This is a genomic window from Kitasatospora sp. NPDC054939 (assembly GCF_053610105.1).
The window spans coordinates 1-26,060 of record NZ_JBSGXP010000039.1 but is presented as its reverse complement, the minus strand read 5'-3'; the positions used below and the strand labels follow the sequence as shown (position 1 = coordinate 26,060).

At 71.8% G+C, this 26,060-nt stretch carries 21 protein-coding genes; 6 read left to right on the top strand and 15 right to left on the bottom strand.

Annotation, left to right across the window (positions count from 1 at the left end; translation table 11 throughout):
* Positions 1-47: 47 nt before the first annotated feature.
* The 8 genes from ACWGB8_RS14120 to arc form a co-directional block, all read right to left on the bottom strand.
* Positions 48-1,361 carry an FKBP-type peptidyl-prolyl cis-trans isomerase gene (locus tag ACWGB8_RS14120; protein ID WP_452213437.1) on the bottom strand — a complete coding sequence of 438 codons (1,314 nt, stop codon included), beginning with the start codon at positions 1,359-1,361 and terminating at the stop codon, positions 48-50.
* A 250-nt stretch (positions 1,362-1,611) separates the two neighbouring features.
* A complete protein-coding gene (locus ACWGB8_RS14115) occupies positions 1,612-2,595 on the bottom strand; it encodes an FKBP-type peptidyl-prolyl cis-trans isomerase (protein WP_452213435.1) in 984 nt (327 codons plus the stop codon).
* A 123-nt stretch (positions 2,596-2,718) separates the two neighbouring features.
* Positions 2,719-4,083, bottom strand: coding sequence for a Pup--protein ligase (pafA, locus tag ACWGB8_RS14110; RefSeq protein ID WP_452213433.1), 1,365 nt, complete (start codon positions 4,081-4,083; stop codon positions 2,719-2,721).
* A 132-nt stretch (positions 4,084-4,215) separates the two neighbouring features.
* Complete coding sequence (gene prcA / locus ACWGB8_RS14105) at positions 4,216-4,989, bottom strand: proteasome subunit alpha (protein ID WP_452213431.1); 774 nt, start codon at positions 4,987-4,989, stop codon at positions 4,216-4,218.
* A 32-nt stretch (positions 4,990-5,021) separates the two neighbouring features.
* The gene (gene prcB / locus ACWGB8_RS14100) at positions 5,022-5,864 is read right to left on the bottom strand and encodes a proteasome subunit beta (protein ID WP_452213429.1); all 843 of its coding nucleotides are present in this window, start codon (positions 5,862-5,864) and stop codon (positions 5,022-5,024) included.
* Between the two features lie 130 nt (positions 5,865-5,994).
* A complete protein-coding gene (locus ACWGB8_RS14095; RefSeq protein WP_452213428.1) occupies positions 5,995-6,213 on the bottom strand; it encodes a ubiquitin-like protein Pup in 219 nt (72 codons plus the stop codon).
* Between the two features lie 172 nt (positions 6,214-6,385).
* Positions 6,386-7,897: a depupylase/deamidase Dop gene (dop, locus tag ACWGB8_RS14090; protein WP_452213426.1), complete on the bottom strand. Its 1,512-nt coding sequence runs from the start codon at positions 7,895-7,897 to the stop codon at positions 6,386-6,388.
* 226 nt (positions 7,898-8,123) lie between these two features.
* On the bottom strand, positions 8,124-9,896 hold the full coding sequence (arc, locus tag ACWGB8_RS14085; RefSeq protein ID WP_452213424.1) for a proteasome ATPase: 1,773 nt from the start codon (positions 9,894-9,896) through the stop codon (positions 8,124-8,126).
* Between the two features lie 284 nt (positions 9,897-10,180).
* Here arc and ACWGB8_RS14080 point away from each other — a divergent pair, with 284 nt between their 5' ends.
* The gene (locus ACWGB8_RS14080) at positions 10,181-10,483 is read left to right on the top strand and encodes a ferredoxin (protein WP_452213422.1); all 303 of its coding nucleotides are present in this window, start codon (positions 10,181-10,183) and stop codon (positions 10,481-10,483) included.
* A 22-nt stretch (positions 10,484-10,505) separates the two neighbouring features.
* On the opposite strand, the gene ACWGB8_RS14075 is transcribed toward ACWGB8_RS14080, so the two are convergent.
* From ACWGB8_RS14075 to ACWGB8_RS14065, 3 genes are all read right to left on the bottom strand, one after another.
* The gene (locus ACWGB8_RS14075) at positions 10,506-11,120 is read right to left on the bottom strand and encodes a hypothetical protein (protein ID WP_452213420.1); all 615 of its coding nucleotides are present in this window, start codon (positions 11,118-11,120) and stop codon (positions 10,506-10,508) included.
* A gap of 235 nt (positions 11,121-11,355) precedes the next feature.
* A complete protein-coding gene (locus ACWGB8_RS14070) occupies positions 11,356-12,315 on the bottom strand; it encodes a tRNA (adenine-N1)-methyltransferase (RefSeq protein ID WP_452213418.1) in 960 nt (319 codons plus the stop codon).
* Positions 12,316-12,383: 68 nt separating this feature from the next.
* Positions 12,384-13,607 carry a site-2 protease family protein gene (locus ACWGB8_RS14065; protein WP_452213416.1) on the bottom strand — a complete coding sequence of 408 codons (1,224 nt, stop codon included), beginning with the start codon at positions 13,605-13,607 and terminating at the stop codon, positions 12,384-12,386.
* Positions 13,608-13,831: 224 nt separating this feature from the next.
* Here ACWGB8_RS14065 and ACWGB8_RS14060 point away from each other — a divergent pair, with 224 nt between their 5' ends.
* Together ACWGB8_RS14060 and ACWGB8_RS14055 are read left to right on the top strand one after the other, a co-directional pair.
* Positions 13,832-14,740 carry a RecB family exonuclease gene (locus ACWGB8_RS14060; protein ID WP_452213415.1) on the top strand — a complete coding sequence of 303 codons (909 nt, stop codon included), beginning with the start codon at positions 13,832-13,834 and terminating at the stop codon, positions 14,738-14,740.
* On the top strand, positions 14,741-15,412 hold the full coding sequence (locus tag ACWGB8_RS14055; RefSeq protein ID WP_452213413.1) for a response regulator: 672 nt from the start codon (positions 14,741-14,743) through the stop codon (positions 15,410-15,412).
* Between the two features lie 95 nt (positions 15,413-15,507).
* Here the strand turns inward: ACWGB8_RS14055 and ACWGB8_RS14050 are convergent, their stop codons facing one another.
* The 3 genes from ACWGB8_RS14050 to metH form a co-directional block, all read right to left on the bottom strand.
* The gene (locus tag ACWGB8_RS14050; RefSeq protein ID WP_452213411.1) at positions 15,508-17,103 is read right to left on the bottom strand and encodes an ABC transporter substrate-binding protein; all 1,596 of its coding nucleotides are present in this window, start codon (positions 17,101-17,103) and stop codon (positions 15,508-15,510) included.
* Positions 17,104-17,640: 537 nt separating this feature from the next.
* Positions 17,641-18,345, bottom strand: a complete 705-nt coding sequence (locus tag ACWGB8_RS14045) for an HAD family hydrolase (protein WP_452213409.1) — start codon at positions 18,343-18,345, stop codon at positions 17,641-17,643.
* Between the two features lie 146 nt (positions 18,346-18,491).
* On the bottom strand, positions 18,492-21,998 hold the full coding sequence (metH, locus tag ACWGB8_RS14040) for a methionine synthase (protein WP_452213408.1): 3,507 nt from the start codon (positions 21,996-21,998) through the stop codon (positions 18,492-18,494).
* Positions 21,999-22,143: 145 nt separating this feature from the next.
* On the opposite strand from metH, the gene ACWGB8_RS14035 reads away from it, so the two are divergent.
* The gene (locus ACWGB8_RS14035) at positions 22,144-23,232 is read left to right on the top strand and encodes a hypothetical protein (RefSeq protein ID WP_452213407.1); all 1,089 of its coding nucleotides are present in this window, start codon (positions 22,144-22,146) and stop codon (positions 23,230-23,232) included.
* Positions 23,233-23,310: 78 nt separating this feature from the next.
* Here ACWGB8_RS14035 and ACWGB8_RS14030 read toward each other — a convergent pair whose 3' ends face one another.
* Positions 23,311-23,814: an SRPBCC family protein gene (locus ACWGB8_RS14030; protein WP_452213405.1), complete on the bottom strand. Its 504-nt coding sequence runs from the start codon at positions 23,812-23,814 to the stop codon at positions 23,311-23,313.
* Between the two features lie 127 nt (positions 23,815-23,941).
* On the opposite strand from ACWGB8_RS14030, the gene ACWGB8_RS14025 reads away from it, so the two are divergent.
* The gene (locus ACWGB8_RS14025) at positions 23,942-24,808 is read left to right on the top strand and encodes an SGNH/GDSL hydrolase family protein (protein ID WP_452213403.1); all 867 of its coding nucleotides are present in this window, start codon (positions 23,942-23,944) and stop codon (positions 24,806-24,808) included.
* 231 nt (positions 24,809-25,039) lie between these two features.
* Positions 25,040-26,038, top strand: coding sequence for a PAC2 family protein (locus ACWGB8_RS14020; protein WP_452213402.1), 999 nt, complete (start codon positions 25,040-25,042; stop codon positions 26,036-26,038).
* Positions 26,039-26,060 lie beyond the last annotated feature (22 nt).

The following is a 26,060-nucleotide window of genomic DNA, read 5'->3' as shown; positions in this document are numbered from 1 at the left end:
GGCCCTGCCCCGAGGTCATACGCACACCATTGTCACCCGAAAGTGGATCAGCCCTGACCCGCGTCCAGGACGTCCACCACGAACACCAGGGTGGAGTTGGCGGGGATGTCGCCCTGCGCCTGGTCGCCGTAGCCGAGCGAGGCGGGGATCACCAGCAGCACCCGGCTGCCGATGGTCTGGCCCTCCAGGCCCTGGTCCCAGCCCTTGATGACCTGGCCGCCGCCGACCGGGAAGGAGAAGGCCTGGCCCTTGCTCAGCGAGGAGTCGAAGACCTTGCCGTCCTTCCACAGCGCGCCGGTGTACTGGACGACGACCTTGTCGCCCTTCTCGATCTTCCGGCCCTCGCCCTTGATCAGGGTGTGGCTCTTCAGCTCGGTCGGCTCGGGGGCGCCGGCCACCGGGGTGATCTCGGCGGGCTTCTTGCCGTTGTCCTTCACCTGCGGGAAGCCCGCGGGCGGCGGGGTCACGGTGCCGCTGACGACCGCGTCGGGCGCGGTGCTGCTGCGGATGTCGATGACGAAGACCAGGTTGTCCTTGCCGCCGATCGACATGTTCGGGTTGCCCTTGTCGCCGAACGCGGCGGCGGGCGGGGCGACCACCAGGACGCGGCTGCCGGCCTTCTTGCCGAGCACCGCCTGGTCCAGCGCGGGGATCAGCGCGTCGGTGCCGGCCTGGAAGATCTGCTGGCGCCCGTTGTCGTCGTACGAGCTGGGGATGTCCTTGCCGGTCGTCCAGTCCTTGGCGGTGTAGTCGACCGAGGCCCAGGAGTTCTTCTCGACCTTCGGGCCGGTGCCCTCGGTGATCACCTTGACCACGAAGGAGCCGTCGGCCTGCTCGGCGGGCAGCTCGATGGCGGCCTTCTTGCCGAACTCGCCGGTGACGGTCGGCAGCACCTTGGCGGTGTCCTTGATCGGGGGCACCGGCTCGACGGTGGGCGTGGGCTTCGCCGTCGGGGCGGTGGCCGCCGCGTCGGGCTTGGCCTTGGCGTCCTTGTCGTCCTGGCTGACCACGTACAGCGTCGCACCGCTCCCGACCAGCAGCACGGCCAGGACGGTGCCGAGGATCACACCGAGGCGGCCGACACCGGGCGGGTTCTCGTCGTAGCCGGCCTCGGAGGTGTCCTGGCGGCGCACGTTCGAGGCGAAGATCTGCGGAGCGTCGTCCGTCTTCGTACCGCCGGCGGTCCGCGCGGCCTGACCCGGGGCCGCCCAGCCGGCCTGCTGCTTCAGGATCGACGGCGGGATGACGATCGACTCGCCGTCACCCGGCTGCGGGCCGCCGGGGCGCGAGTCGGCCGGGTCGCCGGCGGAGTTCCCGTTCGCGGTGCCGGCTCCACCCGGGCTCGACGCTTTCTCAGACATGACTCCCCATCCATCTCGCCACGAGGTCTTCGAGGTCTACGGCCGGCGTGGTGATCGCCGCGGTGCAGTCGCACTGCCGCCCGGAACCCCGGACGCCGGCGGCGCCTACCACAGTGCGAGGGCAGTATGACAGGTCAGGATGAGGGCGGGCGCTGAGTTGTGCGAGCGCCCGCCCAAGCGTACGACGTCGGAGCTTGTCCACCTAGACCGTGTCCGACCCGATTCCCGACGCATCCCCGTCGGACGGGCGCTACACGGCCTCCAGGATGTCGACCACGAAGACCAGCGTGGAGTTGGCCGGCACCGCGCCCTGCGCCTGGTCCTTGTAGCCGAGCGCCGGCGGCACCACCAGCTCCACCCGGCTGCCCACGGTCTGGCCGACCAGGCCCTTGTCCCAGCCCTCGATCACGCTGCCGGTGCCGATCTGCAGCGCCTGGGCGCCGCCGTGGCTCCACGAGGAGTCGAACTGCTGGCCGTTGCTCCAGAGCACCCCGGTGTACTGCACCACCAGCGTCTGCCCGGCCTTCACCTGCTTGCCCTCGCCCTTGATCAGCACCGCCTGCTGCAGCTCGGCGGGCGGGGCCTGCCCCGGCGGCACGGTGATCGTCACAGCGGCCTTGCCGTTGTCCTTCACCTGCGGCATCGTCGCCGGCGGCTGTGTCATGGCGCCGGAGAGGGTGGAGTCCGGCGGCAGGCTCTCCATGATGTCCAGCACGAACACGACGGTGTCCCCGCCGCCCACCCCCAGCGGCTCATTGCCCTGGTCGCCGAAGGCGGCCGACGGCGGGGCCACCACCAGCAGCCGGCTGCCGACCTTCTTGCCGACCACGCTCTGGTCGAAGGCGGGCACCAGCTGCCCGCTGCCGGCCGGGTACAGCTGCGGCTTGTCGCCCGCGTCGTACGAGCTGCGCAGCTCCTTGCCGGTCGTCCAGTCCTTCGCCGTGTAGTTCACCGTCACCCAGTCGCCCTTGTTGACCACCGCCCGGTCGCCCTCGCTGACCGTGTGCACCACGAACTGGCCGCTGGGCTGGCCCGGCGGGATGGTGATGGTGGCCTTCGTCCCGAACTCACCCGTGACCGTGGGCATCGGCTGGGCCTCGTCGACCGGGGTCGGCACGGTCGGGGCGGCGCTCGACGCGGACGGGGAGGGCGTGCTCGCGGGCTTGGTCGAGCTGGTGCAGGCGACCGCCAACAGCAGCGGGAGAGTGAGAAGCAGACCGGCGGTGCGGCGCACGGTGTTCCTTACTGTCGGGAGAAATCGGGCATTCGGACCCGATCGACAGCGTATGACGCGACCAGGCCCGACCCCGGTAGGGACACCGGGGTCGGGCCTGGCCGACCGCACCGCGGGCGGGGATCACATCCCCGCGATCAGCTTCTCCACCCGCTCGTCCACCGAACGGAACGGGTCCTTGCAGAGCACCGTCCGCTGCGCCTGGTCGTTGAGCTTCAGGTGCACCCAGTCCACCGTGAAGTCCCGGCGCTGCTCCTGGGCGCGGCGGATGAAGTCCCCGCGCAGCCGGGCCCGGGTGGTCTGCGGCGGGATCGACTTGGCCTCGAAGGTCTTGAGGTCGGTGGTCACCCGCTGCGCCTGCCCCTTGGCCTGCAGCAGGTAGAACAGCCCGCGGCGGCGGTGGATGTCGTGGTAGGCGAGGTCGATCTGGGCGACCCGCGGGTTGGACATGCTCATCTGGTGCTTCGCCCGGTAGCGCTCGATGAGGTTGTACTTCATGATCCAGTCGATCTCGGTGGCCACGCCGCTGTCCAGGCTCTCGGTGCGGACGGCCTCCAGGGTGCGGCCCCACAGGTCGAGCACCCGGGCGATGGTGCCGTTGTTGAGGCCCTTGCGGTCGGCGAACTCCAGGGCCTTGGTGAAGTACTCCTCCTGGATGTCCAGCGCGCTGGCCTCCCGGCCGTTGGCCAGCCGCACCTGGTGGGTGCCGGTGAGGTCGTGGCTGACCTCGCGGATCGCCCGGATCGGGTTCTCCAGGGTGAGGTCGCGCATCACCACGCCGGCCTCGATCAGCCGGAGCACCAGGTCGGTGGAGCCCACCTTGAGCAGGGTGGTGGTCTCCGACATGTTGGAGTCGCCGACGATGACGTGCAGCCGCCGGTAGCGCTCGGCGTCGGCGTGCGGCTCGTCCCGGGTGTTGATGATCGGACGGGAGCGGGTGGTCGCCGAGCTGACGCCCTCCCAGATGTGCTCGGCGCGCTGGCTCACGCAGTAGACCGCGCCGCGCGGGGTCTGCAGCACCTTGCCGGCGCCACAGATCAGCTGGCGGGTCACCAGGAACGGGATCAGCACGTCCGCCAGCCGGGAGAACTCGCCGTGCCGGGCCACCAGGTAGTTCTCGTGGCAGCCGTAGGAGTTGCCGGCCGAGTCGGTGTTGTTCTTGAAGAGGTAGACGTCCCCCGCGATGCCCTCCTCGTGCAGCCGCCGCTCGGCGTCGACCAGGAGTCCTTCGAGGATGCGCTCGCCCGCCTTGTCGTGCGTCACCAGCTCGACGACGTCGTCGCACTCGGGGGTGGCGTACTCGGGGTGGGAGCCGACGTCGAGGTAGAGGCGGGCGCCGTTGCGCAGGAAGACGTTGCTGCTGCGGCCCCAGGAGACAACGCGGCGGAAGAGGTACCGCGCCACCTCGTCCGGCGACAGCCGTCGCTGCCCCCGGAACGTGCAGGTGACGCCGTACTCGTTCTCCAGCCCGAAAATTCGGCGGTCCATGAGGCATCCATTCTCTGATTGGAGCTGTCCGAAACCGCCTCCGCTACGCCTTGACCAGCGGTCAAGGCGTCGCAGGGGCACGGGAGTCCCGCACGACGGCGGACGGCCGCCGTACGGGACTCCCTGGCACTGCTACTCCGACGCCGGCGCGTCGGACGGCGGGGTGGCCGCCGGCTTCTCCTCGTCGTCCGACTCGGCGGACTGGTCGCCGTCGAGCAGCCGTCCGAGCTGGCCGCCCAGGATCCGCTTGAACTTGCGCTGCTGGAAGCGCTGGCGGTCGAGCACCGCCACCTCCAGCTGCTCGGGGGTCATTGTGCGCGGTGTGCTGCCGTTGGGGTCCCGGGCGAGCGAGTCCACGGCGAGCTTCAGTGCCTCGGTCAGGCTGAGCCCGCTGCGATGGCGCTGGCCCAGGTAGTTGCCGATCGAGTCGGCGTTGCCGCCGACCACCACGTAGTTCTTCTCGTCGACGACCGAGCCGTCCGGGGTGAGCCGGTAGATCTGGTCCTCGTCGGGTGTCCGGCCGACCTCGGCGACGATCAGCTCGACCTCGTACGGCTTCTCCCCCACCGAGGAGAAGATGGTGCCGAGGGTCTGGGCGTACACGTTGGCCAGGCCGCGGGCGGTGACGTCGGCCCGGTCGTAGGAGTAGCCGCGCAGGTCGGCGTAGCGCACGCCGCCGATCCTCAGGTTCTCGAACTCGTTGTAGCGGCCGACCGCCGCGAAGGCGATCTTGTCGTAGATCTCCGAGACCTTGTGCAGCGCCCGCGAGGTGTTCTCCGCGACGAAGACGATGCCTTCGGTGTAGGTGAGCACGACCACGCTGCGACCGCGCGCGATGCCCTTGCGGGCGTACTCCGCGCGGTCGGCCATGGCCTGCTGGGGCGAGACGTAGAACGGTGTCGACACCGGCGTCGTCCCTTCCTTCCGTGAGGTGATGGCTAGAGCAGCGGGGCCTGCGGGCCGTTCGGGTGGGTGAGGCGCTGGTCGGTGATGGAGACCGCGATCTGCGAGACCTCGTCCTCGGTGAGGCGGCGGAAGCCGTCCTCGGTGATCAGCGAGACGATCGGGAAGATCTTGCGGGCGAGGTCCGGGCCGCCGGTCGCCGAGTCGTCGTCGGCCGCGTCGTACAGCGCCTGGACGACCAGCATGGCGGCCTGGTCGCCGGTGAGGTCGTCCCGGTAGAGCTTCTTCAGCGAGCCCCGGGCGAAGACCGAGCCGGAGCCGGTGGCGGCGAAGCCGCGCTCCTCGGAGCGCCCGCCGGTGACGTCGTAGGTGAAGATCCGGCCGCGGCTCTGGTCGAGGTCGTAGCCGGCGAAGAGCGGGACGACCGCGAGGCCCTGCATCGCCATGCCGAGGTTGCCCCGGATCATGGTGGTGAGGCGGTTGGCCTTGCCCTCCAGGGAGAGCACGGTGCCCTCGATCTTCTCGTAGTGCTCCAGCTCCAGCTGGAACAGCCGGACCATCTCGACCGCGAGGCCGGCGGTGCCGGCGATGCCGACCGCGCTGTACTCGTCGGCCGGGAAGACCTTCTCGATGTCGCGCTGGGCGATCACGTTGCCCATGGTGGCGCGGCGGTCACCGGCGATGACCACGCCGCCGTCGAAGACCGCGGAGACGATCGTCGTCCCGTGCGGGGCCTCGATCACCGCCCCTTCGGGAAGGCTGCGGCGGCCGGGGATCAGCTCGGGCTGGTGCTCGGCGAGGAAGTCGAGGAACGACGAGGACCCGGGGGTCAGGAAGGCAGCCGGTAGACGCCCGGTGCCGCGAGTGTTGGCTTCCACACGATTCCTTCCAGGTGGCTTGAACGCGCTGCCCGCACCCTACCGGGGCAGGCGGAGGACAGTGCCGCCCGCCTGCCGCGGGGGTGCGAATCGCCGATTTCCACGAATGTCCGGCAGGGGCTCCGGGCGGTTACTCCCCGCCCTTTTGCACGAACTGCCGCACGAAATCCTCGGCGTTCGACTCCAGGACCTCGTCGATTTCGTCCAGAACCGCGTCGACGTCGTCGCCGAGCTTTTCCTGGCGCTCCTTGAGCTCCTCGGAATTCTGGGCCTCCGCGGCCTGTTCCTCGACCTCCTCGGAGGAGCGGTTCGCCCGCTGCTGGCCGCCTCCGGTGTCCTTGCTCGCCATTTCCCTCACCCCGCTCGAATCGTCTGACACGGCTTGGTCGGTACTGCTGCACCGACCCTATACACAAGGTGCGGCGAACGCTCCCGGTTTGCCCCGGCGCTCCCGGTCCGACACCCGCTGTCACCCCGGATGATTCCCATTCGCCGGGCGTTCACCCGTGGTGATCGAAAAGTTACCCGCCGGACAGCACGCGCAGCAGGTCCTCCGCCGTGCGGCAGCGGTCCAGCAGCTCCTTCACGTGGTTGCGCGTCCCGCGCAGCGGCTCCAGCGTGGGTACCCGCTGGAGCGAGTCCCGGCCGGGCAGGTCGAAGATCACCGAGTCCCAGGAGGCGGCGGCCACGTGCTCCGCGTACTGCTCCAGACAGCGCCCGCGGAAGTACGCCCGGGTGTCCTCGGGGGGCTGTGTGACGGCCCGGCGGACCTCCTCCTCGGTCACCAGCCGCTCGAACCGTCCGCGGGCCACCAGGCGGTTGTAGAGGCCCTTCTCGGCCCGTACGTCGCTGTACTGGAGGTCGACCAGGTGGAGCCGGGAGTTGTCCCACTCCAGGGAGTCCCGGCTGCGGTAGCCCTCCAGGATCTCCCGCTTGGCGATCCAGTCCAGCTGCCGGGAGAGCGACATCGGGTCGCGCTCCAGCCGGCCGAGCACGTCCTCCCAGCGGGCCAGGACGTCCAGCGTCTGCTCGTCCGCGTCGTTGCCGAACCGGTCCTCGACGTACTTGCGGGCCAGCTCGAAGTACTCCAGCTGCAACTGGACGGCGGTGAGCCTGCGCCCGTTGCGCAGCGTGACCAGGTGCTTGAGCGAGGGGTCGTGGGAGACCCGGTGCAGGGTGCGCACCGGCTGGTCGACCGCGAAGTCGGAGGCGATGAAGGAGTCCTCGATCATCGCCAGCACCAGCGAGGTGGTGCCCAGCTTGAGGTAGGTGGAGATCTCGGAGAGGTTGGCGTCCCCGATGATCACGTGCAACCGGCGGTACTTCTCGGCGTCGGCGTGCGGTTCGTCCCGGGTGTTGATGATCGGGCGCTTGAGCGTGGTCTCCAGGCCGACCTCGACCTCGAAGTAGTCGGCGCGCTGGCTGATCTGGAAGCCGTGCGCGGAGCCGTCCTGCCCGATGCCGACCCGGCCGGCGCCGGTGACCACCTGGCGCGAGACGAAGAACGGGGTGAGGTGGCGGACGATGTCGGCGAACGGCGTCGCCCGCTTCATCAGGTAGTTCTCGTGGGTGCCGTAGGAGGCGCCCTTGTTGTCGGTGTTGTTCTTGTAGAGGTGGATCTGCTGCCCGTTGGGCAGTTCCAGGGCCCGCTGGGCGGCCGCCTCCATGATCCGCTCGCCGGCCTTGTCCCAGAGGACGGCGTCGCGCGGGTTGGTCACCTCGGGCGAGCTGTACTCGGGGTGCGCGTGGTCGACGTAGAACCGGGCGCCGTTGGTGAGGATGACGTTGGCGAGGCCGATGTCCTCGTCGGTCAGCTGGCTGGCGTCCGCGACCTCCCGCGCGAGGTCGAAGCCCCGGGCGTCGCGCAGCGGATTCTCCTCCTCGAAGTCCCAGCGGGCCCGCCGTGCCCGGTGCATCGCCGCCGCGTACGCGTTGACGATCTGGGACGAGGTGAGCATGGCGTTGGCGTTGGGGTGCCCGGGCACGGAGATCCCGTACTCGGTCTCGATGCCCATCACGCGCCGTACGGTCATGCGGCCCTCCTTGCCCGGTGCGCCGCCCCCCACGGGCGGAGCACGCTGACGTACCGCTGAACAGCACCGACGCGGGCCGTATGCCCGCGAACGGTGGGTCGAGCCTAGAACGCCGCACCGACGGCGCGGGCCCGAGACGCGCCGTCCGGCTGCGGGGCCGCGAGGCGCCACAGCCGGACGGAGGTACGTGCTCTGCCGGGGCCGCTGCCGGCCCGGAGTGCGTCGGTTACAGGTACTGCCCCGTGTTGGCGACAGTGTCGATGGAGCGGCCGGACTCGGCGCCCTGCTTGCCGGTGACCAGCGTGCGGATGAAGACGATCCGCTCGCCCTTCTTGCCGGAGATGCGGGCCCAGTCGTCCGGGTTGGTGGTGTTCGGCAGGTCCTCGTTCTCCTTGAACTCGTCCACGCACGCGGCGAGCAGGTGGGAGACGCGCAGACCGCGCTGACCGTGGTCGAGGAAGTCCTTGATGGCCATCTTCTTCGCGCGGTCGACGATGTTCTGGATCATCGCGCCGGAGTTGAAGTCCTTGAAGTACAGGACCTCCTTGTCGCCGTTGGCGTAGGTGACCTCCAGGAAGCGGTTCTCCTCGGTCTCGGAGTACATCCGCTCCACCACCGACTGGATCATCGCGGCGACGGTGGCCTCGACGGAGCCGTCGTGCTCCTTGACGTCGTCGGGGTGGAAGGGCAGCGAGTCCTTGAGGTACTTGGAGAAGATGTCCTTGGCCGCCTCGGCGTCCGGCCGCTCGATCTTGATCTTGACGTCCAGGCGGCCGGGCCGCAGGATCGCCGGGTCGATCATGTCCTCGCGGTTGGAGGCGCCGATGACGATGACGTTCTCCAGGCCCTCCACGCCGTCGATCTCGGCGAGCAACTGCGGGACGATGGTGTTCTCCACGTCCGAGCTGACGCCGGAGCCGCGGGTGCGGAACAGCGACTCCATCTCGTCGAAGAAGACGATGACGGGGGTGCCCTCGCCGGCCTTCTCCCGGGCCCGCTGGAAGACCAGGCGGATCTGCCGCTCGGTCTCGCCCACGTACTTGTTGAGCAGCTCGGGGCCCTTGATGTTGAGGAAGTAGCTCTTGCCCTGGGGGCGGCCGGTCACCTCGGCGACCTTCTTGGCGAGCGAGTTGGCCACCGCCTTGGCGATCAGCGTCTTGCCGCAGCCGGGCGGGCCGTAGAGCAGGACGCCCTTGGGCGGGCGCAGCTCGTACTCCTTGAAGAGGTCGGCGTGCAGGTAGGGCAGCTCGACCGCGTCGCGGATCAGCTCGATCTGGTTGGACAGGCCGCCGATCTGGCGGTAGTCGATGTCCGGGACCTCTTCGAGGACCAGCTCCTCGACCTCGGACTTCGGGACGACCTCGTACACGTAGCCGGAGCGGGGCTCCAGCAGCAGTGCGTCCCCCGCCCGGAGGGTGACCCCCTCCTCGCGAAGCGGTTCGGCGAGCCGCACCACCCGCTCCTCGTCGGTGTGGCCGACGACCAGGGCGCGCTCGCCGTCCTCCAGGATCTCCTTGAGGGTGACGATGTCGCCGATGCGCTCGAAGGCCATCGCGTCCACGATGTTGAGGGCCTCGTTGAGCATCACCTCCTGGCCGCGCCGCAGCCCGTCCGCGTCGACGTTGGGGCTGAGGTTGACGCGGAGCTTGCGGCCGCCGGTGAAGATGTCGGCGGTGCCGTCCTCGTTGGCGCTGAGGAAGACGCCGAAACCGGCCGGGGGCTGTGCCAGCCGGTCCACTTCCTCCTTGAGGGCCACGATCTGGTCGCGGGCCTCACGCAGGGTGGAGGCGAGCCGTTCGTTCTGGGCGGTCACGCCGGCCAGGTTGGTCTGGAGCTCGACGATCCGCTCTTCGAGGATTCTCGAATTGCGCGGCGAGTCGGCGAGCTTGCGGCGCAGCACGGCGATTTCCTGCTCAAGGTACGAGACCTGAGCGGCCTCGTCGGAACCACGAGCGGGCCTGCCGGTGCTGCGGTTGTAGTCGTCATCGTGGGCTGCCACGGTCCTCACCTCCTCCGGGGAGCTGGACGCTTCCAGACCCTACCTGGGACCAGGGGTCCGTAAACCCCTAGATCAAGAAAGATGGAACGGGCGTGTCCGATCTTCGCCCCAGCGTGCTTCCCCTCTGCTAAGGAGATACCCACCGCGCACGCCCCAAAGCGGACCAGATGTATCGTCGAGCGAGTCGATATCCGATCGCGACCGAGACCGTCGGTCCGATCGTTGTACGAATGGCGGGATTGCCCCCGATCGGGGGCGACTCGGGACAGAAACGGCAGGAGACCATGTCGGTGACCGAAGACGCGGCGGCCAGCGAGCAGCTGGAGGTGTGGATCGACCAGGATCTGTGCACCGGCGACGGCATCTGTGCGCAGTACGCGCCCGAGGTCTTCGAGCTCGACATCGACGGCCTCGCCTACGTGAAGGGGCCGGACGACGAACTGCGCCAGCAGCCCGGCGAGACCGCGCCGGTTCCGCTGACGCTGCTTCAGGACGTGGTGGACTCCGCGAAGGAGTGCCCCGGCGACTGCATCCACGTGCGCCGGATCGCGGACCGGGTCGAGGTGTACGGACCGGACGCCGAGTAGGCGTCCGGTGTCCGTCCGGCCGTCAGGTCAGGGCGAGCGGGGCGGCGATCTGGGAGCGGTCCCAGCCGCCGCCCCGCCGCTTCCAGGTGAGGTCCAGTGAGATGTCCGGCACGGCGCGCGGCACCTCCTCGCTGGAGTAGCCCTGGGCGTGCGCGGTGATGGTGCCGTCACTGCGCAGCACGAGCCGGCTGACGGTGAGGTTCTCGCGCTCCGAGAGCAGGGTGGCCAGGACGGCGGGCCGGCCGTCGGCGCCGGTGGCGGGGCCGAGCAGGTAGACGGCGTGCGGCGGGGTGCCGCTCTCGGCGGCGCAGTGCGCGGCGGCCACCGTGCCGGGGCGGCCGTCGCCGAGGTCGGCGGTCAGGCTGCCCGCTATCTTCACGGGGAACGGTCCGCAGTCGAGCGGGAGTTGCGCCGCGGCCGGATCGGGGGCGACGGCGGCGGGCAGGGCCCTGGGGGTGGCCCGCAGCGGCGTCGGGGAGCCGCTGGCGGGGTTGGCGGCGAGCGCGGCGGCCACGACGGCGGCGCAGCCGGTCGCGGTGAGGGCCCAGTGCCAGGGGGTGGTGCGGGCGTGACCGGGTCGGCCCGGGTCCCGCGTCGTCTGCTGCTCGGCCATCGCCGTTCCGACCGCGGTCTCCACCAGGCGTCCCCTCCAGCGGATCTGTGTGAGCGAGCATCGTCCCACACCGGGGGGTGCGGCGGGCGGCGGGGTGGTGGCGGGTCCGGTGGGCGTTCTGCGGGCGTTCCGCGGGGGCTGCGGGGCCCGTCCGGAGCCCCCGGAGCCGCCCGGGGGCGCCCTTGGGTCGTCCCCGGGTCCGGATGTGCGGCGGGGCGGTACGGAGGGCTCCGTACCGCCCCGGGACGGGACTGCGGGGTCAGCCGAGGTCGGTCTGCTCGGCCGGGGCGGTGCGGGCCGCGGCACGGGCCGCCGCACGCTCCTGGAGGCTGGGCTCCGGCGTGCCGTTGTCGTAGTCCTCGCCGTACGCGCCCTTGGCGGGGCGGCGGCGGCGCAGCGGCGGCTCGACGCCGTCGGCGAGGCGGCGGGCGGTGAGCAGGAAGCCGGTGTGGCCGATCATCCGGTGGTCCGGGCGGACCGCGAGGCCCTCCAGGTGCCAGGTGCGGACCATGGTCTCCCAGGCCTGCGGCTCGGTGAAGGTGCCGTGGTCGCGCAGCGCCTCGACGGTCTTGGACATCTGCGTGGTGGTGGCCACGTAGCAGCAGATGAGGCCGCCGGGGACGAGCGCCTTGGAGGCGACGTCCAGGCACTCCCAGGGGGCGAGCATATCGAGGATGACGCGGTCGACGTCGGACTCGACCAGGTTGTCCTGGAGGTCGCCGACGGTGAGCTTCCACGCCGGGTGCGGCCCGCCGAAGTAGCGCTCGACGTTGCCCTTGGCGATGTCGGCGAAGTCCTGGCGGCGCTCGTACGAGGCGAGCATGCCGGTGTCCCCGACGGCGCGCAGCAGGTACGTGGAGAGCGCGCCGGAGCCGACGCCGGCCTCGACCACGCGGGCGCCGGCGAAGATGTCGGCCATCGCCAGGATCTGCCCCGCGTCCTTGGGGTAGATCACGGCGGCGCCGCGGGGCATGGACAGGACGTAGTCGGGGAGCAGGGGGCGCAGCGCGAGGTACGGGACGTTGCCCGTCGTGCGTACGACCGTGCCCTCGGGGGCGCCGATCAGCTCGTCGTGCGGGAACGCACCCTTGTGGGTGTGGAACTGGTTCCCGGCCTGGAGCGTGAACGTGTAGTGGCGGCCCTTGGGGTCGGTCAGCTGGACCTGGTCCCCGACCTGGAAGGGCCCGCGTCGGCGGGTGGCACCGGTCGGTTCGGACATGCGGACAATCCTAACGGTCCGGGCAGGCCCCGCCGACCGCGGTGATCTCCGCGGCGTCCGGCCGGGGCTCAGCCGCGCCGGGTGAGGGCGGCGGTGAGCTTCTGCTCGATGTCGGTGAGGGTGGCGACGCCGTACGTGCGGCCGTCCTCCTCGACGACCAGGTACTCGCCGGCCGGGGTGGCGCGGACGGCGCGCAGCAGGTCCTCCCCAGTGAGCGCGGCGGAGAGCCGCAGGCCGGGTTCGAGGTCGCGGGCGAGGCCGGAGACCGCGACCCAGGGGCGGCGGTGCTCGGGCACCGCGCGGACGGCGGACTCCCGGACGATGGCGATCGCCTCGCCCCGGCCGTCGACCACCACCACGGCCCCGGCCTGCGCCTCCTCGGCGCGGCGCAGCGCCTCGCCGAGCGGGGTGTCGGCGGGCACCTCGACGACGCGCCGGGCGAGGTCGCGCAGCCGCAGGTCGGGCAGGACCTCCTTGAGCCGGGCGTTGCGCAGGCTGGCGCCGGCGCCGTTCCAGATGATCGCGGCGAGGATCGCGGCGAGCACCGCGTCGATCATGGTGTCGGTGCTGCTGCGTTCGGTGCCGCGGCTGGCGGAGAACAGCGGCAGGCCGATCAGGACGGCGAGGGCGAGGGCGCGGCCGACCCAGGCGGCGGCGACGGTGCCGGCCATCGGGCGGCCGGTGACGGCCCAGACGACGGCGCGCAGCATCCGGCCGCCGTCCAGCGGCAGGCCGGGGAGCAGGTTGAAGGCGGCGACGACCAGGTTGGAGACCATCAGGCCGGTCAGCAGCACGCCGGGCACGCTGGTCAGCTCGACGGCCCGCAGGGCGAGGTAGAAGAGGCCGCCGAGGACCAGCGAGAGCAGCGGGCCGACGAAGGCCAGCCAGAACTCCCGCCAGGGCCGCTCGGCCTCCTTCTCGATCTCGGAGACGCCGCCGAAGAACTGCAGCTGGATGCGGCGCACCCCGAGCCGGTAGCGGAGCGCGACCAGGGTGTGGGCGAGCTCGTGCACCAGCACGGAGGCGTAGAAGGCGACCGCGAAGGAGAAGGCGACCAGGTAGCGGGCGCCGCCGAGCTCGGGCAGGACGCGGTCGAGCTGCCCGCCGAAGACCCAGGTGATGAGCGCGGCGATGACGAACCAGGACGGGGTGACGTAGATCGGCACGCCGAAGGGGCGGCCCATCAGGATGCCGCCGCCGCGCTCCGGCTCCTCGGGCTTCACCGGGCCCGGCCGTCCGCCGCCGCCGGCCGGTGGCTGGTCGGAGGTCTGCTGCCCCCTGCTGTCGCTCACCGTGGTCCCTTCAAGGTCGGCTCCCCCGTCGTGGGTGCGGCGCGTGCGCCCGCGCGCCCACGCTACGTGATCGGAGCGCCCGCGTGCCGCGCGCCCCTCGCACAGGGCTTCATACCCGCTGCGGAGATCACCAGCGGGCCGGCGGCCGGTTCCTGCCGCGGGCGCGCCGCCCGGCGGCAGCACCGTGGCAGCGGGATGACAGCGAGGGGCAATAGGGTCGGTGCATGCACCAGACCGACCTCAGCCCGGACGCCGCCGCGCCGGTCCGCCCGGCCGCGGCCCCGACCGGGCTGTCCCCGTCGCGGGCCGGGGACTTCCTGACCTGTCCGCTGCTGTACCGGCTGCGGGTGATCGACAAGCTGCCGGAACCGCCCAGTTCGGCGGCGACCCGGGGCACCCTGGTGCACGCGGTGCTGGAGCGGCTGTTCGACAGCCCGGCGACCGAGCGGACGCCGGAGCGGGCGCTCGGGCTGCTGCGCCCGCAGTGGGAGCGGCTGCTGGGCGAGCGCCCGGAGCTGGCGGGCCTGTTCCCGGACGATCCGGACGGCGCGGCGCTGACCCGCTGGCTGGCGGACGCCGAGAAGCTGGTCGCCCAGTGGTTCCGGCTGGAGGACCCGACCCGGCTGCACCCGGTGGAGCGCGAGCTGTACGTGGAGACGGCCCTCGACCCGGGGCTGCTGCTGCGCGGCTACATCGACCGGGTGGACGTCGCCCCGTCCGGCGAGGTCCGGCTGGTCGACTACAAGACCGGCCGCGCGCCCTCCCGGGACTTCGAGGGCAAGGCGATGTTCCAGATGAAGTTCTACGCGCTGGTGGTGTGGCGCTGGAAGGGCGTGGTCCCCAAGCGGCTGCAGCTGGTCTACCTCGGCGGGGGCGGCGACGTGGTGTCGTACGACCCGGACGAGGCCGATCTGCTCGCGGTGGAGCGCAAGCTGCGGGCGCTGTGGGAGCGGATCACGCACGCGGTCGCCACGGGGGAGTTCCCGGCGACCCGCAACCGGCTCTGCGACTGGTGCGACCACCGGGCCAGCTGCCCGGAGTTCGGCGGCACCCCGCCGCCGTACCCGCTGCCGCTCGCCCGCCGGTCCGACGACGACGATCCCACGGGGGATCCGATGAGCAAGGAGTCCTAGGTGACGATCCGAGTGCTGCTGGTCGACGACCAGCCGCTGCTGCGCACCGGCTTCCGGATGATTCTGGAGGCCGAGTCCGACCTGGTGGTGGTCGGCGAGGCCGGTGACGGGCAGCAGGCGCTGGACCAGGTCAGGGCGCTGCAGCCCGACGTGGTCCTGATGGACATCCGGATGCCCAGGATGGACGGCGTCGAGGCGACCCGCCGGATCGCCGGCCCCGGCCGGGACGGCCCGGTGAAGGTGCTGGTGCTGACCACCTTCGACCTGGACGAGTACGTGGTCGAGGCGCTGCGCGCGGGTGCCAGCGGCTTCCTGCTGAAGGACGTGCCGGCCGAGGAGCTGGTGCAGGCGATCCGGGTGGTGGCGGACGGCGCGGCGATGCTCGCCCCGAGCATCACCCGCCGGCTGCTGGACATGTACGCCACCAAGCTGCCCTCCGGCGAGGAGGCGCCGCCGCAGGCGCTGACCGCGCTGACGGAGCGTGAGCTGGAGGTGCTGAAGCTGGTGGCGCGCGGGCTGTCGAACGCGGAGATCGCGGCCGAGCTGTTCGTCAGCGAGACCACCGTGAAGACGCACGTCGGCCACGTGCTGACGAAGCTGCAGCTGCGCGACCGGGTGCAGGCCGCGGTGTACGCGTACGAGAGCGGGCTGGTCCGGCCGGGCGCCCTGTAGCGCCCCCCCCGGACATGACGGCGGCCCGTCCGCTCCCCCTGCACCCTGGGGGGGCGGACGGGCCGCCGTGCTGTGGGTGGCGCCCCTGCGGGCTCCTACTTGCCGACCCGGCCGATCTCCCAGAAGCGGAAGACGCCGGTGGTGTCGACGGTCGACTCCACGCCGGTGATGTTGTTGCGGGAGGCGAAGAACGACTTGTTCTGGAACAGCGGGATCATCGGGACGCCCTCGGCGACGATGTTCTGCATCTGCGCGTAGGTGGCGGAGGCGGCGGCGCGGTCGGCCTGCTTGAGGCTCTCGGGCACCAGGCGGCTGCTGATCCGGTTGTCGTCCCAGCCGTGGTGGTAGGCACCGCCCTGGACGACCAGCGGCACCACGTAGTTGTCGGCGTCCGGGTAGTCGGCGGCCCAACCGATGGTGTACGCCTGGTACTTGCCCTCGGACCAGGCCTTCTTGAAGGCCGTCCAGTCGGGCTCCTGCTGGACCGTCACCTGGAACAGGCCGCCGGTCTCCAGCTGCTTCTTCAGCATCTCGGCCTCGGCCGCCTCGGCCCGCGAGCGGGACCAGGTGAGGGTCATCTTGACCGGGATCTGGACCTTGCCCGCGGTGAGGATCGCCTTCGCCCTGGCCGGGTCCTGGTCGCCGTACTTGTCGAAGAAGGCGGTGTTGTGGCCGGCGACGCCGGCGGGCACCACCGAGTACAGCGGCTGGACGGTGCGCGCGAAGACGTCGCGGGCCAGCGCCTTGCGGTCGACCAGCTGGGCGGCGGCCTGGCGGACGGCGAGGTTGCCGGTGACCGGGTCCTTGGTGTTGAAGACCATGTAGCGGGTGTCGCTGGAGTCGCCCTCGACGACCTGCAGCGCGCTCTTGCCGCCGAGCTGGTCGGTGCGGATCTGGGCGGCGGCGCTGGGCTCCAGGCTGTTGTCGGCGAGGTCGATGTCGCCCTTCTCCAGCGCGGCCTGCAGGTCCGGGGTCTTGTCGAAGTAGCGGAGCGTGAACTTCTTGTTCCGCAGCTTCTCGTCGCCGCTGTAGTTCTCGTTCGGCACCAGGGCGACCTTGCGCGGGGTCTGCGCGTTGTCCACCGACTCGATCTTGTAGACGCCGGAGCCGATCAGCTTGTCGTTGGGCAGCAGGCGGTCGGCCGGGAAGCTCTCCTGGTCGACGATCGCACCGGCCGGGCCGGCCAGCTTGGCCGGGAGGACGGCGTCGGGGCCGCTGAGGTGGAAGACCACCTCGGTCTCGGTGCGGGCCTCGACCGACTTGATCGACTCCAGCAGGCCGGCCGGGCCGTTGGCGTCGTTGATCTTCTTGGTGCGCTCGATGGAGTGCACCACGTCGGAGGCGGTCAGCGCGTGGCCGTTGGAGAACTTCAGGCCCGGGCGCAGCACGCAGCGGTACTGGGTGGCGTCGCCGGCGGTGAACTCGCAGTTCTGCGCGGCGTCCGGGACGGGCGTGGTCGAGGCCGCGGGGAACTTCAGCAGCGACTGGAAGGTGTTGCGTAGCAGCAGCCAGGAGCCGTTGTCGTAGGCGCCGGCCGGGTCCAGCACGCTGGTGACCAGGGTGGTCCCCATCGTGATCGACTTCCCGCCGTCCCCGCCGACCGCCTGCGTCACCGAGCTGCAGCTCGTCACCGAGGCGGCGACCAGTCCGGCGCAGCCGAGTACTGCCAGTCGTCCAGCGGAAGTCTTCACGGGTCGCGTCCTTCTCGATGCGGGCCGGCGGTGGCCAGTGGCCCGCTGGGGTGCACTCCTCCAGGGATGGGGAGGCGCGCGCGGGCCGGGTGCCGGCCGTACGACCGCTGGACGGGACGGGTTCGCCCGTCGGCCGCGGTGGCACGGCAGGGAGTGGGGGGATGGAACTGGAGTAGCGTGCCATATCGAACACGCACCACCGATACCCGTACGGATGACGGTTGGGACACGTGGTGACAGGCCTTCTCAGGGGGCTCGACAAACTGTCGACCAATGCCCGTTTTCTCCCCGAGTGCCCCCCGGTACAGGCATATGCCAGTCCCTTACCGGCCGGTAGGAATCAGCCGCAATGAGACGATAATCACATGCATTGCGGCGGGGTTGCAGGTTTCGCATCCCGAGACGGGGCGGCGGAACAAGCCGGGCGCCCGGAACGGTTCCGGCCCGGTACGGGTTCCGTACCGGGCCGGTGGACCCGCGCCGGGCCGCCGTGAGGGCCCTCCACGCGCCGCCCGGACCCACGCCCGGACCCGGCGCTCAGACCCGCGAGACGACCAGGGAGTTCAGCAGCTCCAGGTCGACCTGCTCCAGCGACGACAGCACCAGCCGGCCCGGGGCCGGCTCGATCGCCGCCACCGACGGCACCGCGATCACCGGGCAGCCGGCCGCCTCCGCCGAGCGCACCCCGGTCGGCGCGTCCTCGACCACCACGCAGCGCCCCGGCTCGGCGCCGAGCCGGCGGACCGCCTCCAGGTACGGGTCCGGGTGCGGCTTGGTCCGCGGCACCTCGTCCCCCGCGACCGAGAAGGCGAAGTAGCGGGTGCCCACCGAGTCCAGCACGATGTCGATGATGTGCCGGTGCGAGGCGGACACCAGCGCCGCCGGGATGCCGTGCGCGGCAAGGGTGTTGAGCAGCCGTTCGGCGCCCGGCATGAGCGGCACGCCGCCGCCCAGCAGGTCCACGAAGCGCTGGTTGATCAGGACGGTCAGGTCGGCCGGCGCGAGGTCCACCCCGGTGGCGGCCAGCAGGTAGTCGATGACCCGGCTCATCGGGCCGCCGACCACCTGGGCGCGGTCCTTCTCGTCCAGCGCGTAGCCCAGCTCCGCGAAGAGCGAGGCCTCGGCCTGCCACCAGAAGTCCTCGGTGTCGACCAGCGTCCCGTCCATGTCCAGCAGCACCGCCTGGAGGCCCCGGCCGTCGCCGTGGTCGAGGGTCCGCGAAGCGGTGGAGATGGTGGTCATGGCGGGATCCTTCCGTCCGTGCCCCGGGGCCCTGGGTACCCGGGGAAGGCACGGGCCGGCCCGCTGGTGAGCGGACCGGCCCGTTCAGGATGATCCAGGATACGCCTGCCGCGACCGAATGCGGCGAACGCTGTGCATCCCGCGGATTACCGCGCGTTGAAGTACTTCGCCTCCGGGTGGTGGATCACGATCGCGTCGGTGGACTGCTCCGGGTGCAGCTGGAACTCCTCGGAGAGCACCACGCCGATCCGCTCCGGCCGCAGCAGCTCGGCGATCTTGGCGCGGTCCTCCAGCTCCGGGCAGGCCCCGTAGCCGAGCGAGAAGCGGGCGCCGCGGTACTTCAGCGCGAACATGTCCTTGATGTCCTGCGGGTCCTCCTCGGAGAAGCCCAGCTCGAACCGGACCCGCGCGTGCCAGAACTCCGCCAGCGCCTCGGCCAGCTGCACCGACAGGCCGTGCAGCTCCAGGTAGTCCCGGTAGGCGTTGGCCGCGAACAGCTCGTTGGCCGCCTCGGAGATCCGGTTGCCCATGGTGACCACCTGCAGGCCGACCACGTCGCGCACGCCCGTCTCCTCGGGGCGGAAGAAGTCCGCCAGGCAGAGCCGGCGCCCGCGCCGCTGGCGGGGGAAGGTGAAGCGGGTCCGCTCGGAGCCGTCCTCGTTGAAGACGATCAGGTCGTCGCCCTTGGAGTTCGCCGGGTAGTAGCCGTAGACCACGGCCGCCTCCAGCCAGCCCTCGGTCTGCAGCCGGTCCAGCCACATCCGCAGCCGCGGCCGGCCCTCGGTCTCCACCAGCTCCTCGTACGAGGGGCCCTCGCCGCTGCGGGCGGCCTTCAGGCCCCACTGGCCCTTGAACAGCGCGTCCTCGTCCAGCCAGGAGGCGTAGTCGGCGAACGGCACGCCCTTGACGATCCGGTCGCCCCAGAACGGCGGGGCCGGCACCCGGTTGTCGACCGTGACGTCCGAGCGGATCTGGCCGAGGTTGACCTCCTCCGGCTCCGCGACCTCCACCCGGGCGTGCCGGCGCTGCTTGAGCTCCGGCAGGGCGGCCCCGGGCACGCCGCGCTTGACCGCGATCAGCGCGTCCATCAGCCGCAGGCCCTCGAAGGCGTCCCGGGCGTAGCGGACCTCGCCCTCGTAGATCTCGTGCAGGTCCTGCTCGACGTAGGCGCGGGTGAGCGCGGCGCCGCCGAGGATCACCGGGTAGTCGGCCGCCAGCTTGCGCTGGTTCAGCTCCTCCAGGTTCTCCTTCATGATCACGGTGGACTTCACCAGCAGGCCGGACATCCCGATGACGTCCGCCCGGTGCTCCTGCGCGGCGTCCAGGATCGCCGAGACCGGCTGCTTGATGCCCAGGTTGACCACGTTGTAGCCGTTGTTGGACAGGATGATGTCGACCAGGTTCTTGCCAATGTCGTGGACGTCGCCCTTGACGGTGGCGAGCACGATGGTGCCCTTGCCCTCGCTGTCGGACTTCTCCATGTGCGGCTCCAGGTGGGCCACCGCGGTCTTCATCACCTCGGCGGACTGCAGCACGAACGGCAGCTGCATCTGGCCGGAGCCGAACAGCTCGCCGACCACCTTCATGCCGGCCAGCAGGGTCTCGTTGATGATCTCCAGCGCGGGCCGCCCGGTGAGCGCCTCGTCCAGGTCGGCCTCCAGGCCGTTGCGCTCGCCGTCGATGATCCGGCGCTGCAGGCGCTCCTCCAGCGGCAGCGCCGCCAGCTCCTCCGCCTTGGACGCCTTCACCGAGGCGGAGGAGACGCCCTCGAACAGCTGGAGCAGCTTCTGCAGCGGGTCGTAGTCGCCGCTGCGGCGGTCGTAGACCAGGTCGAGGGCGACGTCGCGCTGGTCCTCCGGGATCCGGGCCATCGGCAGGATCTTGGACGCGTGCACGATCGCCGAGTCCAGACCGGCCTCGACGCACTCGTTCAGGAAGACCGAGTTGATCACCATGCGGGCGGCCGGGCTGAGGCCGAACGAGATGTTGGACAGGCCGAGGGTGGTCTGCACGTCCGGGTGGCGGCGCTTGAGCTCGCGGATCGCCTCGATGGTCTCGATGCCGTCCCGGCGGGACTCCTCCTGGCCGGTGCCCAGGGTGAAGGCCAGGCAGTCGACCAGGATCGAGCCCTCGTCGATGCCGTACTCGGTGGTGAGCTGGGCGATCAGGCGCTCGGCGATCTCGACCTTCTTGTCGGCCGTGCGCGCCTGGCCCTCCTCGTCGATGGTCAGCGCGATCAGGCCGGCGCCGTGCTCGCGGGCCAGCGAGGCGATCCGGCCGAAGCGGGTGTCCGGGCCGTCGCCGTCCTCGTAGTTCACCGAGTTCAGCAGGGCGCGCCCGCCCAGCGCCTCCAGGCCGGCCCGCAGCACGTCCGGCTCGGTGGAGTCCAGCACGATCGGCAGCGTCGAGGCGGTCGCCAGCCGGCCGGCGACCTCCTTCATGTCCGCGACGCCGTCCCGGCCGACGTAGTCCACGCAGAGGTCGAGCATGTGCGAGCCGTCGCGGATCTGGTCGCGGGCGATCTCCACGCACGCCTGCCAGTCGCCCGCCAGCATCGAATCGCGGAACTTCTTCGACCCGTTGGCGTTGGTCCGCTCGCCGATCGCCAGGTACGAGGTGTCCTGGCGGAACGGCACCGCCTGGTACAGCGAGGCCGCCGAGGGCTCCGGCTGCGGGGTGCGGGCGGCCACCGGACGGCCCTGCACCCGCTCCACCACGGCCCGCAGGTGCTCGGGGGTGGTGCCGCAGCAGCCGCCGACCAGCGACAGCCCGTACTCGCGGGTGAAGGTGTCGTGCGCCTCGGCCAGCTCGGCCGGGGACAGCGGGTAGTGCGCGCCGTCCTTGCCCAGCACCGGCAGACCGGCGTTCGGCATGCAGGACAGGCCGATCCGGGCGTTCTTCGCCAGGTAGCGCAGGTGCTCGCTCATCTCGGCGGGGCCGGTGGCGCAGTTCAGGCCGATGTAGTCGACGCCCAGCGGCTCCAGCGCGGTCAGCGCCGCGCCGATCTCCGAACCCAGCAGCATGGTGCCGGTGGTCTCGACCGTCACCTGCACCAGCACCGGCAGGTCGACGCCCGCCTCGGCCAGCGCGCGCTTGCAGCCCAGGATCGCGGCCTTGGTCTGCAGCAGGTCCTGGCTGGTCTCCACCAGCAGCGCGTCCGCGCCGCCCGCGATCAGGCCGGCCGCGTTCTGCTGGAACCCGTCGCGCAGCAGCTCGTACGGGGCGTGGCCGAGGGTCGGCAGTTTGGTGCCGGGGCCGATCGAGCCGAGCACCCAGCGGGTCCGGCCGTCGGCGGCGAAGGCGTCGGCGACCTCGCGGGCGATCCGGGCGCCCGCCTCGGACAGCTCGTACACCCGCTCCGGGATGTCGTACTCGCCGAGCGCCGCGTGGTTGGCGCCGAAGGTGTTGGTCTCCACGCAGTCCACGCCCACCGCGAAGTACGCCTCGTGGACGGAGCGGACGATGTCGGGCCGGGTGAGGTTGAGGATCTCGTTGCAGCCCTCCAGCTGCTGGAAGTCGTCCAGCGACGGATCCTGGGCCTGCAGCATGGTGCCCATCGCACCGTCGGCCACCACCACCCGGGAGGCGAGGGCTTCGCGCAACGCGTTCGCGCGGCTCTGCTGACTGCTGGACGGGACGGCTGCAATGGCCATGGGGCTTCTCCCTGGGTGCGACGGCTGTCGGCTTTGCGTCCCCGCTGGATCGGGGGCGCACCTGGCCAGGGTATCCGGCCGGTCCGGCTCCGCGAGCAGGCATTCCGTATCCTGAGCGCTCGGCTGAACACAGGGGGGTGCCGCGATGGCGCGGTTCGGGCAGGTCGTGCGTCGCGCGGGGGCCGCCGCACGGGCGCGGGCGGGGGCCGCGCGCAGGCGCTGGCGGAGCTGGTCGCGGTGGCGCAAGGCCCTGGTGGCGGGCCTGTTGGCGCTCGCCCTGCCGGTCCTGGCGCTCGGCGGCGGCGCCCTCGCCCTGCGCCTCCAGTACGCCGGCGAGGTCTCCGAGGAGGCCCGCACCCGGGGCAAGGACGCGGTCTGGCTCGGGCACGCCTGGGTGGACGGCCGAAAGGGGGACGCCGACGTCGCCGCGCTCGCCGAGCGCCTCGCCGGCACCGGCATCCGCGACCTCTACGTCCACACCGGGCCGCTGGAGCACGACGGCACCCTGCCGGCGTCCGTGCACCCCCGGGCGCAGTGGTTCGTCCAGGCCGTGCACCGGTCGGTGCCCGGCGTCCGGGTGCAGAGCTGGCTCGGCGACGTCGTCCGCCCCGAGAAGGACGGCCTCGACCTGGAGGACGCCCCCTCCCGCGAGCGGGTCGCCGCCTCCGCCCGCCAGGTGCTGGACCTCGGCTTCGACGGGGTGCACTTCGACATGGAACCGATCCGCCCCGGCTCGGCGGGCTGGCTCGCCCTGCTCGACAAGGTCCGCCCGATCACCCGCGAGCACGGCGGCACGCTGTCCGTCGCCGCCCCGCAGATCGACCCGGTGCCCGGCCTGCACACCGCCGGGATCGCCCTCACCGGCCACGGCAAGTGGTGGGACCAGGCGTACTTCGCCGAGACCGCCCGCCGGGTCGACCAGATCGCCGTGATGACCTACGACTCCAGCATGCCGCTGGAGTCGCTGTACGGCGGCTACAACGCCCTCCAGACCGAACTCGCCCTGGAGGCGACCCCGAAGGAGGTGGACCTGCTGATGGGCCTGCCGTTCTTCTGGGAGGACAAGTGGGGCCACTGGGGCCACGCCGAGACCGTGCCGGCCGGCATCCGGGGCATCCGGCTGGGCCTCGGCCGCACCGACCCGAAGCGCCAGAACTTCGGCGTCGCCCTGTACGTCGACTTCGCCGCCACCCCCGAGAACTGGGAGGACTACCGCCGCGGCTGGGTGCGCTAGGGCTTGTCTGACAATTCGCGTCGCATCAGCGCGCGGCGGGAATTGTCAGACAAGCCCTAGGCCGGTGGGAGCCGGCCGCTACGCCATCCGGTGGGCGAGGGCGCCCAGGTAGCGGTGCAGCTCCCGGTCCTCGCGCATCAGGTAGTGGTGGGCGAAGCGGTACAGCGGGCCCCGGATCTCGCCGCGCTCGGTGATGGTCAGGCTGCTGCCCCCGCCCATCGGGGTCAGCACACAGGTCCAGGTGCCGCCCCACGGCAGGTCCGGGTCCGCGATGCCGGTCACCAGCCGGTGCGGCGCCTCGCTCTCCAGCACCTCGTACGTGGTGTGCCCGTGCCGGTCGTACTCCCGCCAGCGCACCCGGCCGGCGCCCGCGGGCAGCCGCTCCACGTGGGTCAGCCCAGGGCGCCAGGCCGGGTACAGGTCGATGTCGGTCAGCACGTCCCACACCGCGCCCGGCGGCTGCGCCAGGTCCAGACCGCCCTCGGTCACGTGCTCCATCGGCAGCCGCCGCCCGGCCGCCGCCGCGGCGAGCACCGCACCTGCCACCAGCGCCCCGGCGCCGATCCACCGCCACCTGCTCATCCGCCCGGCTCCTCACCGCCGCCAGCCCGGCCCCGTCTCCCATCATCGCCCCGCCCGCACCGACCGGCGCGGGGGACGGCGCACACCTCCGCATCCCCTACTCACCGCACACGCTCCACTACCATCCGTGCCGAACGGGCCGACCCGCGCCCGGCCGCCGTCGGACCCCGGAGAACCGCCCGTGCTGCGCCACCGCTTCCTGGCCGCCCTCGCCGCCCTGCCCCTGCTCGTCCTGCTGCCGCCCGCCACCGCCGCGGCCGCCGACGCCCCGCCGCGCTACGCCGCGCTCGGCGACTCCTACGCCGCCGGGGTCGCCGCCGGGGACTACGACGACGGCTCCGGCGACTGCCACCGCAGCCCGCACGGCTACCCCGCGCTCTGGGCCGCCGACCACGGCGCCACCGACTTCCTGGCCGCCGCCTGCCGGGGCGCCGCCACCGCGGACGTGCTGCGCGACCAGCTGCCCCGGGTCGCCTCCGACACCGACGTGGTGACCCTCACCGTCGGCGGCAACGACCTGGGCTTCGCCGAGGCCGCCGGGCAGTGCCTGCACCCCTTCACCCTCGAAACCTGGTGCGACGGGGCGCTCGACGAGTCCGAGCGGCGGCTGCGCGAGGTGCTGCCGAACCGCCTCAACGAGCTGTACGGCGCGCTGCGGGCCGCCGCCCCTGCCGCCCGGGTGGTGGTCACCGGCTACCCGCGCCTGCTCCGCACCGGCACCACCTGCCTGGTCGGCACCGACCCCCGCCGGCAGCGCTTCAACGCGCTCGCCGACGAACTGGACGAGCTGATCCGCCGGCGCTCCGAGGCGTACGGCTTCGCCTTCGCCGATGTCCGCGGCGCCTTCGACGGGCACGGCGTCTGCTCGCCCGCCGGGCAGGAGTGGATCACCGGGATCGTGCTCGGCAGGCTCTGGGAGTCCTTCCACCCGACCGCCGAGGGGCAGTCGCTCGGCTACCTGCCGGCCGTCACCTCGGCGGCCGGTCCGCGCTGACCGGGGCCGCGCCCGGCCTGCGCCGATAACCGCTGGATCATGGCGCGCCGCTCCCCCAGACTGTCCCGGTGCCCGGCCGAGGTGTGCATCAAAGCCCGTAGGCTGGGCAGGTAGGGACCATGGGGCGAGGCGTTCCATGGGCGACGAGAGGTTCGACAGTCGGCGGCAGGCCGCCCGGCGCTCCGGCAACCCGGGGCGGGGCGGGGTCCGCCGACCGGAGGGAGACGCTGGGTGATCGAGCTGGAAGATGTTCCCGAGTTGATCGACCCGGTGATGGTCTGCGCCTTCGAGGGCTGGAACGACGCGGGTGACGCCGCCTCCGCGGCGGTGGCGCACCTGGACGACACCTGGGGCGGCAAGGTGTTCGCCGCCCTGGACGCCGAGGACTACTACGACTTCCAGGTCAACCGGCCGACCGTCTGGCTGGACGGCGGCATCCGCCGGATCACCTGGCCGACCACCCGCCTGTCCGTGGTCCGGGTCACCGAGCCCAAGACCCGCGACCTCGTGCTGGTCCGCGGGATCGAGCCCAGCATGCGCTGGCGCTCCTTCTGCAACGAGCTGCTGGCCTTCGCCCACGAGCTGGGCGTCGAGCTGGTGGTGATCCTGGGCGCGCTGCTCGGCGACACCCCGCACAGCCGCCCGGTGCCGGTCAGCGGCGTCACCTCGGACCCGGAGCTGGCCCGCCGGCTGGAGCTGGAGGAGAGCCGCTACGAGGGCCCGACCGGGATCGTCGGGGTGCTGCAGGAGGCGTGCACCCACGCCGGGGTGCCGGCCGTGACGCTCTGGGCCGCGGTGCCGCACTACGTCGCGCAGCCGCCCAACCCGAAGGCCACCCTCGCCCTGGTCAACAAGCTGGAGGACCTGCTCGACCTGCGCATCCCGCCGGGCGAGCTGAGCGACGACGCCCGCGCCTGGCAGCTCGGCGTCGACCAGCTGGCGGCCGAGGACAGCGAGGTCGCCGAGTACGTCCAGCAGCTGGAGGAGGCCCAGGACACCGCCGAGCTCCCGGAGGCCTCCGGGGACGCCATCGCCCGCGAGTTCGAGCGCTACCTGCGCCGCCGGGAGAACGTCGGCCCGACCGGCGAGAAGCCGGTCGCGGGCCACGCCACCGCGGAGCCGGTCGGCCACACCGCGGCCGAGCGCCCCGGCGAGCCGGAGCCGCCGGCCGGCCGGGAGAAGGAGAAGGAGCAGCAGGCCGACGAGGAGGACGGCGAGCCACGCGGCTGAACCGTCCGTCACGCACGCAGGA

What these genes read in the sequence shown, in the direction of transcription:
- dop (WP_452213426.1), bottom strand. Translation starts at nt 7,897, where the DNA reads ATGACCGTACGGCGCGTGATGGGCATCGAGACCGAGTACGGGATCTCC.
- ACWGB8_RS14120 (WP_452213437.1), bottom strand. Translation starts at nt 1,361, where the DNA reads ATGTCTGAGAAAGCGTCGAGCCCGGGTGGAGCCGGCACCGCGAACGGG.
- ACWGB8_RS14060 (WP_452213415.1), top strand. Translation starts at nt 13,832, where the DNA reads ATGCACCAGACCGACCTCAGCCCGGACGCCGCCGCGCCGGTCCGCCCG.
- metH (WP_452213408.1), bottom strand. Translation starts at nt 21,998, where the DNA reads ATGGCCATTGCAGCCGTCCCGTCCAGCAGTCAGCAGAGCCGCGCGAAC.
- ACWGB8_RS14045 (WP_452213409.1), bottom strand. Translation starts at nt 18,345, where the DNA reads ATGACCACCATCTCCACCGCTTCGCGGACCCTCGACCACGGCGACGGC.
- ACWGB8_RS14080 (WP_452213422.1), top strand. Translation starts at nt 10,181, where the DNA reads ATGTCGGTGACCGAAGACGCGGCGGCCAGCGAGCAGCTGGAGGTGTGG.
- ACWGB8_RS14035 (WP_452213407.1), top strand. Translation starts at nt 22,144, where the DNA reads ATGGCGCGGTTCGGGCAGGTCGTGCGTCGCGCGGGGGCCGCCGCACGG.
- ACWGB8_RS14095 (WP_452213428.1), bottom strand. Translation starts at nt 6,213, where the DNA reads ATGGCGAGCAAGGACACCGGAGGCGGCCAGCAGCGGGCGAACCGCTCC.
- ACWGB8_RS14070 (WP_452213418.1), bottom strand. Translation starts at nt 12,315, where the DNA reads ATGTCCGAACCGACCGGTGCCACCCGCCGACGCGGGCCCTTCCAGGTC.
- ACWGB8_RS14030 (WP_452213405.1), bottom strand. Translation starts at nt 23,814, where the DNA reads ATGAGCAGGTGGCGGTGGATCGGCGCCGGGGCGCTGGTGGCAGGTGCG.
- pafA (WP_452213433.1), bottom strand. Translation starts at nt 4,083, where the DNA reads ATGGACCGCCGAATTTTCGGGCTGGAGAACGAGTACGGCGTCACCTGC.